Source organism: Kribbella sp. NBC_01245, from assembly GCF_036226525.1.
Classification (GTDB): Bacteria; Actinomycetota; Actinomycetes; order Propionibacteriales; family Kribbellaceae; genus Kribbella.
In genome coordinates, this window is sequence record NZ_CP108487.1 from 5,238,984 (window position 1) to 5,250,889 (window position 11,906).

Annotated in this window: 14 protein-coding genes; 8 read left to right on the top strand and 6 right to left on the bottom strand. The window is 68.1% G+C overall.

The genetic code is table 11. From position 1 onward, the window contains the following. Positions 1–5: 5 nt before the first annotated feature. The 8 genes from OG394_RS23580 (at position 6) to OG394_RS23615 (ending at position 7,245) form a co-directional block, all read left to right on the top strand. Positions 6–545, top strand: a complete 540-nt coding sequence (locus tag OG394_RS23580) for a helix-turn-helix domain-containing protein (RefSeq protein ID WP_328989216.1) — start codon at positions 6–8, stop codon at positions 543–545. Between the two features lie 31 nt (positions 546–576). Beyond that, a complete protein-coding gene (locus tag OG394_RS23585) occupies positions 577–1,263 on the top strand; it encodes a FadR/GntR family transcriptional regulator (protein ID WP_328989217.1) in 687 nt (228 codons plus the stop codon). Further along, positions 1,260–2,018, top strand: a complete 759-nt coding sequence (locus OG394_RS23590; protein WP_328989218.1) for a creatininase family protein — start codon at positions 1,260–1,262, stop codon at positions 2,016–2,018. Before OG394_RS23585 ends, OG394_RS23590 begins: the two co-directional genes overlap by 4 nt. Before the next feature lie 94 nt (positions 2,019–2,112). After that, the gene (locus OG394_RS23595; protein ID WP_328989219.1) at positions 2,113–3,030 is read left to right on the top strand and encodes an alpha/beta hydrolase family esterase; all 918 of its coding nucleotides are present in this window, start codon (positions 2,113–2,115) and stop codon (positions 3,028–3,030) included. After that, the gene (locus OG394_RS23600; RefSeq protein ID WP_328989221.1) at positions 3,027–4,559 is read left to right on the top strand and encodes an AbgT family transporter; all 1,533 of its coding nucleotides are present in this window, start codon (positions 3,027–3,029) and stop codon (positions 4,557–4,559) included. Before OG394_RS23595 ends, OG394_RS23600 begins: the two co-directional genes overlap by 4 nt. Before the next feature lie 63 nt (positions 4,560–4,622). Next, positions 4,623–5,831 (top strand): Na+/H+ antiporter NhaA, encoded by a 1,209-nt coding sequence (gene nhaA / locus OG394_RS23605; RefSeq protein ID WP_328989222.1) that lies wholly within the window; start codon positions 4,623–4,625, stop codon positions 5,829–5,831. A gap of 86 nt (positions 5,832–5,917) precedes the next feature. Then, positions 5,918–6,331: a phage holin family protein gene (locus tag OG394_RS23610; protein ID WP_328989223.1), complete on the top strand. Its 414-nt coding sequence runs from the start codon at positions 5,918–5,920 to the stop codon at positions 6,329–6,331. A gap of 110 nt (positions 6,332–6,441) precedes the next feature. Beyond that, positions 6,442–7,245, top strand: coding sequence for an alpha/beta fold hydrolase (locus OG394_RS23615; protein ID WP_328996862.1), 804 nt, complete (start codon positions 6,442–6,444; stop codon positions 7,243–7,245). Here the strand turns inward: OG394_RS23615 and OG394_RS23620 are convergent. The 6 genes from OG394_RS23620 to nth are packed head-to-tail and all read right to left on the bottom strand — an operon-like array spanning position 7,230 to position 11,701. Then, positions 7,230–7,925 (bottom strand): hypothetical protein, encoded by a 696-nt coding sequence (locus tag OG394_RS23620; RefSeq protein ID WP_328989224.1) that lies wholly within the window; start codon positions 7,923–7,925, stop codon positions 7,230–7,232. The two genes, OG394_RS23615 and OG394_RS23620, sit on opposite strands and share 16 nt — an antisense overlap. Beyond that, complete coding sequence (locus OG394_RS23625) at positions 7,922–8,428, bottom strand: SigE family RNA polymerase sigma factor (RefSeq protein WP_328989225.1); 507 nt, start codon at positions 8,426–8,428, stop codon at positions 7,922–7,924. Before OG394_RS23625 ends, OG394_RS23620 begins: the two co-directional genes overlap by 4 nt. A gap of 57 nt (positions 8,429–8,485) precedes the next feature. Then, entirely contained in the window at positions 8,486–9,661 is a 1,176-nt protein-coding gene (locus OG394_RS23630; protein ID WP_328989227.1) for a MarP family serine protease, read from the bottom strand. Beyond that, positions 9,658–10,440 (bottom strand): NUDIX hydrolase, encoded by a 783-nt coding sequence (locus OG394_RS23635; protein ID WP_328989228.1) that lies wholly within the window; start codon positions 10,438–10,440, stop codon positions 9,658–9,660. Before OG394_RS23635 ends, OG394_RS23630 begins: the two co-directional genes overlap by 4 nt. Beyond that, positions 10,437–11,039 (bottom strand): TlpA family protein disulfide reductase, encoded by a 603-nt coding sequence (locus OG394_RS23640; RefSeq protein WP_328989229.1) that lies wholly within the window; start codon positions 11,037–11,039, stop codon positions 10,437–10,439. Before OG394_RS23640 ends, OG394_RS23635 begins: the two co-directional genes overlap by 4 nt. Continuing rightward, a complete protein-coding gene (gene nth / locus OG394_RS23645; RefSeq protein WP_328996863.1) occupies positions 11,036–11,701 on the bottom strand; it encodes an endonuclease III in 666 nt (221 codons plus the stop codon). Before nth ends, OG394_RS23640 begins: the two co-directional genes overlap by 4 nt. Positions 11,702–11,906: the final 205 nt, after the last annotated feature.

Sequence of the window (11,906 nt, forward strand, 5' to 3'; positions counted from 1 at the left end):
AGGCAATGAGGGTCACTGAACTGCTACTTCACCCGGTCCGGCTGCGGATCGTGCAGGCGGTGTTCGACGGTTCGCCGTTCACGACGTTGCAACTGCGTGAGCGGCTGCCGGATGTGTCGAGGGCGACCATGTACCGGCAGGTCGAGATCCTGCTCGAAGGCGGGCTCCTCGAGATCGAGAGCGAGGCGCGCGTGCACGGCGCCGTCGAGCGGCGTTATCGACTCCTGGCGGCACAAACGCTGATCGATCGTGACACCGCCGAGGCCATGACCTTGGACGAGCATCGGCACGGTTTCGCCGCCGCGACAGCCTCACTCTTGGGCGAGTTCGCCGCGTATCTCGATCAGGAAGGCGCGGACCCAAAGGCCGATCTGGTGTCGTACAAGCAGATCCCCCTCTGGCTCAGCGACAAGGAAAAGGCCGACCTCATCGACGCGGTGATGGCCCTCCTCCAGGCCCACGCCGGCAACCCGCAGTCCCCCGGTCGCCGCCGCCACCTGCTCGCGACCATCTTCTTTCCGACCGAGAAGAAGACGAACCCTTGACCGAAGATTGACCAAGTGATTTAGTCACTTCATGTCTAGCTCGAGGATCGATGCGGCGCCCAGCCTGTCCGACCGGTTGACCGAGGCCATTCTGGCGATCATCCGGGACGAGGGGCTGTCGACGGGTGACGCGATTCCGTCCGCGCGGGAGTTGGCCAAGCGGTTCGAGATCACAACGCCCACGATTCGCGAGGCCTTGCGCAAGCTGGAGGCCACGGGCGCAGTCGAATTCCGGCACGGCTCGGGGACGTACGTCGGGCCGACGATCAACAACGCCGTACTCGCCAATCCGCATCGGCCACCGATCACGCGTGATTCCGTGCTGCAGCTGATCGACGCGCGCCTGGTGATCGAGCCCGGCATCGCCGCCGCGGCCGCTTCGAAAAAGCAACCAAACCTCGAGCGGTTGGAGGAGGCGGTGACGAACGCGCTCACGCCTCCCGGCGGGCCGAAGTTCGCGCTGAACTTCCACGTCGAGTTGGCCGCGGCCACCGGCAACGACCTGGTCCGCGAGTTGATCGAGTCGATGCTGTCGGTACGCGTCCGCGAGCAGCAGCAGATCCGGCAGCTGTACGACAACCGCCAGCGCGACCACGAAGAGCACTTCGCGATCGTCGAGGCCATCCGCGCGGGTGACGCCAAAACCGCCGAGGACCTGACGCGGACGCATCTGCAGCACATCCGCAAGGCCGTCGAGGCCGCCGGGGAGCTCGCATGACCCGACTGGCGAGACTCACCACGGACGAGGCGGCGGACGCCGTCACAGGATCGCCGCTCGCGATCATCCCGGTCGGCGCGCTCGAGCAGCACGGCGGCGGAATGGCCTTGTCCACGGACACGGTCCGGGCGGACGGCGTGGCAGATCTCGTGGCGAAACTGCTCGACGGCAAGGCGATCGTCACCCCGGCGGTGCCGTACGGCGTCTCGCCGCATCACCTGGCGTTTGCCGGGACCATCACGCTCTCGCCGACGACCTTCCGGACCGTCGTTCGCGAGTTGGTCGACAGCCTGTACCGGCACGGCTGGCGCCACGTTCTGGTCATCACCGGTCATGGCGGCAACAACGCGGCGCTGTCCGTGCTGGCGCAGGAGTTGCTGACCGAACTACCCGGGCTGCGATTCGCCTGGACACCCATCACGGAGATCGTGCCCGACGTCATCGCGGAGATGAGCGTCAGCGAGATCCACGGTCATGCCGGGGAGGCCGAGACCGCGCAGATGCTGCATCTCGCGCCTGACCTGGTGTACCCCGAACGACTCGAACCCGGCGTGACCAGCCGGGATGACCTCGACACCGCCGGCCGGCTGGCGCGCACCAAGCGTGGACCGAGGCTGGCGATCGGGTTCGAGCAGTACCACAAGCGCGGCGTACTGGGAGATCCCCGGACCGCCAAGGCAGCCGACGGCCGGCTACTGATCGAGACGGCCGCTCAACGTATCGCCGACTTCAGTACCGAATTACTGAACACCTGAAAATCACTGGCTGACTGGGGAAGCCGCCCGTATCACCCGCCCGCTGGAACGTCTGGTGCGTTCCAGGCGCGAGCCTGCCCTTGGGAGACCCCTGATGAGAAAACTGATCCTGCTGGCGACAGCGCTGGCCGTCACCATCGCGATCCCCGCGACGTCCACTGCCGCCGAGGCGAAACCCCTACCCAGTAAGGGATGTGGGACCACGCCACCGGCCAGTGCCGACCAGACGATCGTGAGCGGCGGCCTGACCCGCACCTACCGGCTACACCTTCCGGACGGCTACCAGCCTGGTACGCCGTACCCGTTGATCCTGGTGTACCACGGGCGCGGTAAGACCGGTGCCTTCACCGAGCAGTTCTCCGACATGTCGAAGCTCAACGCGGTTGTGGCCTACCCCAACGGCGTACTCGACGCAGAGAACAAGCAGGCCTGGCAGGGAGCGCCGTACTCGGTCAAGGGTGTCGACGACGTGAAGTTCACCGCCGACCTGCTCGACCAGCTCGAGGCCACGACGTGTGTGGACCGCTCTGCCGTCTACGCGACCGGCAAGTCCAACGGCGCTGGCTTCACCGGCATCCTGGCCTGCCAGATGGCCGACCGCTTCGCCGCCATCGCACCCGTCGCGGGCGCCTTCTATCGCCTTACCCCGCAGCGGTGTGCGCCGAGCCGGCCCGTTCCGGTGCTGGAGATCCACGGCACCGGCGACACCACCATCCCGTACGACGGCGACGGGTCGCGCGACCTGCCGGCGATCCAGACGTGGGTCCGGGATTGGGCCATCCGGAACAACTGCAAGCCCATCCCCCGTGTCACCCTGCTGGGGAATGACGTGACCACGATGACGTACGACGCTTGCCGGTCGCGGGCGGACGTAGTGCACGTCGCGGTCACCGACGGCGGTCACACCTGGCCTGGTTCCGACGCGAGCTCGGGCCCTGGTTATGTCACCCAGACCTTCGAGGCGCATGAGCTTATCGGGCGCTTCTTCAGCGAGCACAGGATGAACCGATGAGCACAACCGTCGACACACACGAGGTGCCGCGCCTGGTCCGGGCGATGGCGGTGATCGAACGGGTCGGCAACGCGCTGCCACATCCGTTCTGGCTGTTCTGGATCCTCTCGGCCATTCTCGCCGTGGTGAGCGCGATCCTTTCCTGGCTTGACGTTTCGGCCGTCTCACCGGCGGACGGTAAGGCCATCGAGGTGCAGAACCTGCTCTCCGGTGAGGGCCTGCAGATGGCGGTCTCGACGGCCATCTCGAACTTCGCCGAGTTCCCGCCGATGGCCACGATCGTGGTGGTCATCATGGGGGTGGCGATCGCGGAGCGGACCGGGTTCCTCGAGGCGCTGATGCGCGTCAGCGTTTCGCGAGTGCCCGCGTCGATGGTCGTGTTCGCGGTGGCGTTCGCGGGCACGATGGCACACGTCGCCTCCGCCGCGGCGTACATCATCTTGGTGCCGTTGGGTGGGCTGGCCTTCCGGGCGGTCGGGCGTTCGCCGATTCTGGGGGTGGTGGTCGCTTACACCGCGATCGCCTCCGGGTACGACGCGAGCCCGATCCCGACTCCGAACGACGCGATCTTCGCCGGGATCACCACGGCCGCGGCGCGCACGATCGACCCGGACGCGTACATCTCGCCGCTGTCGAACTGGTACTTCAACATCGCCTCGTCGATCGTGCTCTCGCTGGTCATCACCCTGGTCGTACGGCTGGTGCTGAGCAAGCGGACGGACCTCGAGCCGGACGCCGACTCGGAACCGGACGACCTGGACGCGCTGAAGCTTTCCGTTGCCGAGCGCAAGGGTCTGCGGCTGGCCGGGATCTCCTTCGGCCTGGCGATCGTTGCCCTGGTCGCGATCATTGCTCCGGGCAACTCTCCGTTGCGCGGGGAGAACGGCAGTATCGTCGAATCGCCTTTCCTGGATGGGATCGCGATGGTCGTGGCGGTGCTGTTCGGCCTGGTCGGCATCGTGTACGGCGTGACCGTTTCGAAGATCACCAAGGCGGGAGACGTGCCGGCGTTGATGGCCGAGGGCATCAAGCAGATGGCGCCGGTGCTGGTGCTGTTCTTCGCGATCGCCCAGTTCCTTGCCTACTTCAACTGGTCGAACCTCGGCGATCTGCTGTCCGCCAACTCGGCTCGCGTGCTGGGCGATCTCGGCGCACCGACAGTGGTGATCTTCCTCGGCATCCTGGTGGTGCTGACGTTGATCAACGTGCTCGTCACCAGCGGCTCGGCGATGTGGTCGCTGACCGCGCCGATCCTGGTGCCGATGATGATGCTGCTGGCGGTACCGGCCGAGACCACGCAGGCGTTGTTCCGGATCGCCGACTCGGGCTCGACCGCGATCACGCCGATGAGCCCCTACTTCTTGATGGCCCTCGGGTTCCTGCAGCGCTACCGGAAGAACGCGGGGATCGGCACGCTGGCCTCGTACACCGTGCCACTGGCGATCTCGATGACCCTGGTCTGGACGGTTCTCTTCCTGGCCTGGTGGGTTCTTGGAATTCCCCTCGGGCCGGGGGCGCCCGTCCGGTAAGGTGTGGGCTGGTGTGCCGGGAAGTCTGGTCGGCGTTGTATTCGACGACCCTCGGAGGCCGCCATGACGCCCACACCCCGGATCCCGCGCACCCGCCGGGCCTTTCCCCGCATTCTCGGTTCGGAACGAGCCTTTCTCGCCGATACCTTGCGGGCCGAGACAACCGGCGGCTTGCTACTCGTCGCGGCGGCGGTGGTCGCGTTGGTCTGGGCGAACTCGCCTTGGCAGGACGCGTACCACCACCTCCGCGACTTTCAGCTGGGCCCGTTGACTGTGGAGGCGTGGGCGTCGGACGGCGCGCTCGCGTTGTTCTTCTACCTGGCGGGCGTCGAGCTCAAGCGCGAGATGGTGGTCGGCACGCTGTCGCGGTTCAACGAGGCCGTCGTACCGGTGGTCGCCGCCGTCGCGGGCATGATCGCGCCGGCCCTCATCTACCTGGCGATCAACCTCAGCGCCGACGGTGAACCGAAGGGCTGGGCCGTGCCCGCGGCGACCGACATCGCCTTCGCCCTCGCCGTACTCGCGATCGTCGGGCGGTCACTGCCGAGCGCGCTGCGGGCCTTCCTGCTCACGCTGGCGGTGGCCGACGACTTCGGCGCGATCCTGGTTATCGCCGTCTTCTTCTCGCATGGGTTCAACCTCTGGGCGTTGCTGGCCGCCTTCGCCTTGGTAGCCGTCTTCTTCTATATGCAACGGCTGCGGGTTAAATCCTGGCTGGTCTATCTGCCGTTGGTGCTCGGGGCCTGGTGGTTCATGCACGAGTCGGGCATTCACGCGACGATCGCCGGGGTCGCGCTCGGCCTGACCACAAGGGTGCTGCGCGACGTGGGCGAGCAGAGTTCGCCGGCTGAGCGTCTCGAATTCCGCCTGCGGCCCTGGTCGGCGGGAGTCGCCGTACCGGTGTTCGCGTTGTTCGCCGCCGGCGTCACCGTCAGCGGTGAGGCCATGCGCACGATGCTGACCGACCCCGTCGCGATCGGCATCGTCGCAGCGCTCGTGATCGGCAAGATCGTCGGCGTGCTCGGCGGTTCCTGGCTCACCACCAAGTTGACCCGCGCCGAGCTGAACTCCGATCTCGCCTGGCGCGATGTCGCCGCCGTCTCGGTCCTCGCCGGTATCGGCTTCACCGTCGCCCTGCTGATCGCCCAACTCGCCTTCGCCGACGACCAGGCCCAACTCGAACGCGCCAAGGCCGCCGTACTCGCCGCCTCCCTGATCGCCGCCATCCTGGCCACCTTCGTCCTCCGCCGCCGCAACAAAGCCCACGCCTGAAATCCAGTGCTGGGTCGGCGTGCGGCCGGTACTGGTGGGTACCCGCCTTGTAGTCTCGGTGGACGGACCTTCGGAAGGAGTGCCCCATGTCGCAACAGCCGACTGGGTCGGACGACGGTGAGCCCACGATCGGACAGCTGATCGCCGAAGCGAGCAAGGACCTGTCCGCCTTGGTGCGCAGCGAATTGCAGCTCGCCCAGGCTGAGCTGAAGGCGACGGCGGTCGCCGCCGGGACGGGCGTCGGCATGTTCGGCGGCGCGGCGTTCCTCGGCCTGCTCGCGATCATCCTGCTGTCGATCGCGGCCGGCTACGGCCTGGTCGCGGCCGGGCTGCATCCCGCGCTGGCCTTCCTGATCGTTGCCGTGGTCTACCTATTGATCGCGGCCGCGCTGGTGTTCATCGGCAAGAGCCAGCTGGGCAAGGCGAAGGGCCCGCAGCGGGCGATCGAGACCTCGAAGCAGTCGGTCGAGGTGCTCAAGGCCGTCGGGAAGGGCGACTGAGCCCGGCCGGCGTCTCCGACCTGCTCGTCGACGGGCCCTGGTCGCACTCGCTCGTCGCGGCCAACGGGGCCCGCTTCCACGTCGCGGCGTGTGGCGCGGAAGACGCTCCCCTGGTCCTGTTCCTGCACGGGTTCCCCGAGTTCTGGTGGGCCTGGCGGCACCAACTGCCGGCCGTCGCCGACGCCGGGTATCACGCGGTCGCGATGGACCTGCGCGGGTACGGCGCGAGCGACAAGACGCCGAAGGGCTACGACCCGTTCACCGCCTCGGCCGATGTGTCCGGCTTGATCCGCTCGCTCGGCGCCAGCGAGGCCATCGTGGTGGGGCATGGCTGGGGCGGCTTCATCGGCTGGTCCACCGCCGTACTCGCACCGCGTCAGGTCCGGGCCCTCGCGACCGTCTCGGCACCCCATCCGCTCACCTTGCTCCGGTCTTCCCGGGACCCGGGCCGACTGCGTTCGCTGGCGAAGGTCGGCCTGTTCCAGCTGCCGATCCTGCCGGAACGACGCCTGCTGGCCCGGGACGGCGCGTACATCGAGCAACTACTGCGTGATTGGTCCGGCCCGGGCCTCTTCCCCGACGCGGAGGCCAGTCGCCGGTATCGCGCGGCACTCCAGGTTTGGCCCGCGCCGCATTGCGCCCTTGAGTACCACCGATGGCTGGTCCGTTCGCGCCTGCGGGCCGACGGCCGTCGCTACTCGGCGCAGATGCAGCAGCCCATCGACGTACCCGTCCTGCAGGTGCACGGCGCGGCCGACGGCGCGATCCCCCTCAGCGGTACGGCGACGCCGGCCCGGCTGGTGCGGGACGATCTCCGCGTCGAGGTGATGACCGGCGTCGGGCACTTCCCGCACGAGGAAGCGCCCGAGCTGTTCACCGACCTATTGCTGAAGTGGCTTCACGAAATGACCTGAGGTCCGACTGTGCCCGAGACCTGCCAGCCGGTCGCGCCCATGTCCAGGCGGAAGGTGATCCACTCGGCCGCGAGGCAGCTCTGCCAGGAATTGGCCACGATCTCCAGGTGCCCGTCTTTCCGCACCACCTCGCCGAGCGTGACAACGACGATGCCCTTGGGCTGGGGATTGCAGATGTCCTTCTGCACCGGCTTCTCCGTGACCCAGCTGACTGGTCCCAAGGCCCGGATCTGCTCCGCGATATGGAACTGAGTGCTCTCGCTGAAGGGCACGCCGCGCTTCTCACTCACGCTGTCACCGGGGAACAGCCCGGCGTACGGCGCGTTCAGGATGACCAGTTTGCCCGGCTTCGGCGTGTCCACCAGCAGGGCCTTGATCACCTCGGCATACGCCTGACTGTAGACGCTCGGCGCTGGGCGGACCCTCGGCGGTGGCGAGATCTGCCCGGGTGGGGGTGTGCTCGCCGGCGGTGTCACGGCGACCTGCTCGCCACCCTGGTTCGCGACGTACAGCCCGCCGGCCACGACTGCGGCCACTGAGGCTGCGGCGAGTAGTGCCGCGGCGGCGCGGCGCGGCGTACGGGACTTTCTTGCCAAGGGCAACGACTCTGCCTCGGCCTCGTGCTCCTTGAAGGTCTCCTTCAGCAGGGCGACGGCCTCTTCCTCGGACAGCTTGCTCATGTCGGGTCTCCCTGGTTCTGCGCGGGTACGGCGGCGCGAAGGCTCGCCAGCGCCCGGGCGGCATTGGATCGGACGGTGCTCGCCTGGCAACCGAGTACGGCGGCGATCTCCTCGTCCGGAAGGTCTTCGTAGTAACGCAGCACGAGTACGGCGCGCTGCTGCCGCGGCAGGGTGGCGAGCAACCGCCAGGTGGCATCCCGCTGCGCCTGCCGGCCGGCCAGGTCGTCGCCGGCCGGCTCGGTCACCTCGGCGATGGGCAGCTCGCGATTCGTCAGCCGGCGCCGCCAGCTGAGGAACTCGTTCACCACCATCTTGCGCAGGTACGCCTCGGGTTGCTCGAGACGGCTGATCCGGTCCCATTTCGGATAGGCCCGGGCGAGCGCGGTCTGGACCAGGTCCTCGGCGCTGTGGATGTTGCCGGACAGCATCAACGCCACCCGCAGCAGGCGCCGCTCGTTCGACGCGACCACTTCGTCGAACTGCCTCGGTTCCTCACTTGTCACGGTCACACCGAACCAACGCAGTGAGGGCACTCCCCTGCTGCATCGGCCGTGAACTTTTTAGGTGCAGCTTCGGGTGGAGACCGCTTCGGTGGTCTTGATACCGGCGGCTGCCGCGGGCGCGACCTGCTCGGCGGTGAGCGCATAACCCGTCCGGTCGTCCTCGACCGAGGCGGCGAACACCACGCCGTACACCGTGCCCTTCGGGGAGATCAGCGGGCCGCCGGAGTTGCCCGGGCGGACTGAGGCCCAGATCGGGAAGGCCATCCGGGTCACGGTCCGGTCGCCGTAGATGTCCGGGCCGCGGAGGCGCTCCTCCGAGCGGATCCGGGCCGGCTCGGCGTCGAAGGGCCCGTTCTCCGGATAACCCAGGACGACCGCGGCGTCGTCGGCCTTACCGCTCTCGTCGAGGACCAGGAACCGCTCGGCCGGGAGCTTCGGCACGTACAGCACGGCCACGTCGACGCTCGGATCGAACACCACCACGGTCGCGTCGTACGCCTTGCCGTCCACCTCGACGGTGGGATTACGCACGCCGGCGACGACGTGCGCGTTCGTCATCACGCGCTGTTTGGCGTACACGAAACCGGAACCCTCGATGCCCTGGCCGCAGCTGGCCATGCCGGTGACCTTGGCGATCCGGTCGTACGACTCGCGCACCGCGGGCAGCCGGGAGACGCCACCATCGGGCGGCTGGACCTCGCGGATCCGCTCGGGCACGAACGGGTCGAGGAACCGCGGGAAGAGGTCCGTGTTCACCACGCTGTTGAACGCCTGCAACGCCCGGTCCGCGCCCGCCGGCAGCGCCTTGTCGACGCGCGCGAGCACCTCCGAACTGCGCACCGCCGTGGTCACACTCGGGATCCGCGCGCCACTGACCGCGACACCGAGGACCCACGCGACCACCATCACCGAGACCGCGGCCAGCACGGCGCCACCGAGGGCGTCGACGAACTTGGCCGGATTCCAGGAGATCTTGTTTCGCAGTTTGGCGCCGAGCACGGCCCCGATGGTCCGCCCGATCGAGGCCAGGATCACCACCAGCACGAGGGCGGCGAACGAGACCTGCACGCTCGGCGCGAAGTTGTCCAGCACCCGCGGTACGCCGTACACCCCGACTGCCGCACCCGCGAGCAGGCCGATCGTCGCGCAGGCGCCGAGCACGAAGCCCTCGACGTAGCCCGAGATGGCCACCAGGGCGGTGACCACCAGCAACGCGATATCGAGACCGGTCACTGCGCGTCCTCTCCTGGTCCCAGGTCGTGCTCGATCCGGGTCAGCCGGCGCAGTTCGTGCGACCGCTGTCCCTCGTTCCGCCAGGCCGCTTCGACCAGCCGGTCGGGCAACGGTACGACGTTGGAGGTGTCCCAGGGGACCGCCCACCCGGCGAGGGCGAGCATTTTGTCGAGCAAACCGGCCGTGAAACCCCAGATGTAGAGGTCGTCCACCAGGAAAGCGGGCCCGGTGAAACCCGACGGGTGCAGGCAGCTCACGCGGTTGGCCGGATCGGCCAGCTTCGCGATCGAGACCCGGTGCACCGATGCCACCTCGGCTGGATCCACCACGGCCACCGGCGACGGCTCCCGCCACCACGCGACCACCGGCGAGACCGCGAAGTTGCTGACCGGAACCCACAACGCCGGCCAGATCGCGAACACCTCGACGCCACTCGGATCGAGGCCAGTCTCCTCCTCGGCCTCGCGCAGCGCCGTGCGGATCAGGCCCTCGGCGCCCTCGCCGTCTTCGTCATCCGACCGGCCGCCGGGGAAGGACATCTGGCCCGGGTGGGACCGAAGCTCGAAGGATCGCTCGGTGAGCAGCACGTCCGGTGCGTGGGACCCGCCGTCGTCCGCGAGCAGGATGAGCACGGCGCTCTTCCGCACGCTCGGGTCGTCGGGCGGCACGAAGCGGGACAACTCGGTCGGGTCGACCTCGCGACTCGCCTTCGCCAAGGGCGCCAGGCGTTCGGGCAGCGCGACCTCGAACGTCGTACTCGTTTTGAGCGGATTCCTCACCGGGTGACTCCGAGCTTTTCCTTCACGAGCCGGTCGAGCTGCTCCTGCGAACGGAACGGACCGACGTGACTGTAGGCGATCTCGCCCTTCGCCGTCACGAACACGGTCATCGGTGGACCGGGGATGCGCAGCGGTTGGGCGAGTTGTTTGTCCGGGTCGGACAGGTGTGGATAGGCCAGATCGTGCTCGACGGCGAACTTCACCGCCTGGTCCTGGCGCGGGTCTGCGTAGTCGACGCCGATCAGTTGGACCTTGGTGCTCTTGGCCAGCTCGGCCAGGTACGGCGCTTCGTCGCGACAGGGGCCGCACCATTGGGCCCAGATGTTGATCAGGAGGGGGCCACGGAGGTCGGCCAGGCGGATGTCCGGGCCCTCGCCGAGACACGGCAGGGTGACGTCGGGCAGGCCGTTGGCCACGGGTGGGCGCGACTCGGTGGTGGGGCAGGCTTCGAGCTGGTTCGCGTTGCTCGGGCGGGTTTGGCTGGTGCCTTGGCTCCCGGTTCGGCCTGGGGGTTGGCTTTGGCTTGGGTCGCCGGGGCGCGTCGTACCGCAGCCAGCCGCAAGGGCGGCGAGCACGAGCACCACGGCGACCGGTCTCACGCCTTGACCAACTTCGCGGCGGCTTCGGGATCAGTCGGGCCCTCGCCGTACGACGGGCACCAGTGCGCGATCGGGCACGCACCGCAGGCCGGCTTCTTGGCGTGGCAGCGGCGCCGGCCGTGGAAGATCAGCCGGTGCGAGAGCATCGTCCAGTCCTTCTTCGGGAACAGGTCGCCGATGAGGTGCTCGACCTTGACCGGATCCGTCTCCTCGGTCCAGCCGAACCGGCGAACCAGCCGGCCGAAGTGCGTGTCGACGGTGATCCCCGGGATGTCGAAGGCGTTGCCGAGCACCACGTTCGCCGTTTTGCGACCGGTGCCGGGGAGTTTGACCAGCTCTTCCAGCTTGTTCGGCACCTCCCCGTCGTACTCGTCGGTGAGGACCTGGCCGAGCTTCATCAGGCTGTTCGTCTTGGCGCGGAAGAAGCCGGTCGGTTTGAGGATGACCTCCATCTCCTCGCGGTCGGCGGCCGCATACGCCGCGGCGTCCGGGTACTTCGCGAAGAGGCGCGGAGTGACGCTGTTCACCATCTTGTCCGTGGTCTGGGCCGACAGGATGGTGGCCACGAGCAACTCGAGCGGGCTGCTGAAGTCGAGCTCGCAGTGCGCGTCGGGATAGGTCTCGGTCAGCTCACGATCGATCCGCCGGGCGCGCCGGACCAGCTGGGTATGCGTCTCCTCCCCCCACTTCCTGGCAGGCGGCTTTTTGGCTGGTGCGGCCGCCTTCTTGGCCGGTGCAGCCGCTTTTTTGCTGGTCGGGGCGCGTTTTGCGGCGGTTTTCCGGGCCGGAGCGGGCGCGCCGATCGAGGCGTCGACGGTCTTCGCGGGGGATGCTGGAGACGGTCCGGAGCCGGACGCCGCGACACGC

What these genes read in the sequence shown, in the direction of transcription:
- OG394_RS23610 (WP_328989223.1), top strand. Translation starts at nt 5,918, where the DNA reads ATGTCGCAACAGCCGACTGGGTCGGACGACGGTGAGCCCACGATCGGA.
- nhaA (WP_328989222.1), top strand. Translation starts at nt 4,623, where the DNA reads ATGACGCCCACACCCCGGATCCCGCGCACCCGCCGGGCCTTTCCCCGC.
- OG394_RS23620 (WP_328989224.1), bottom strand. Translation starts at nt 7,925, where the DNA reads ATGAGCAAGCTGTCCGAGGAAGAGGCCGTCGCCCTGCTGAAGGAGACC.
- OG394_RS23590 (WP_328989218.1), top strand. Translation starts at nt 1,260, where the DNA reads ATGACCCGACTGGCGAGACTCACCACGGACGAGGCGGCGGACGCCGTC.
- OG394_RS23600 (WP_328989221.1), top strand. Translation starts at nt 3,027, where the DNA reads ATGAGCACAACCGTCGACACACACGAGGTGCCGCGCCTGGTCCGGGCG.
- OG394_RS23580 (WP_328989216.1), top strand. Translation starts at nt 6, where the DNA reads ATGAGGGTCACTGAACTGCTACTTCACCCGGTCCGGCTGCGGATCGTG.
- OG394_RS23595 (WP_328989219.1), top strand. Translation starts at nt 2,113, where the DNA reads ATGAGAAAACTGATCCTGCTGGCGACAGCGCTGGCCGTCACCATCGCG.
- OG394_RS23585 (WP_328989217.1), top strand. Translation starts at nt 577, where the DNA reads ATGTCTAGCTCGAGGATCGATGCGGCGCCCAGCCTGTCCGACCGGTTG.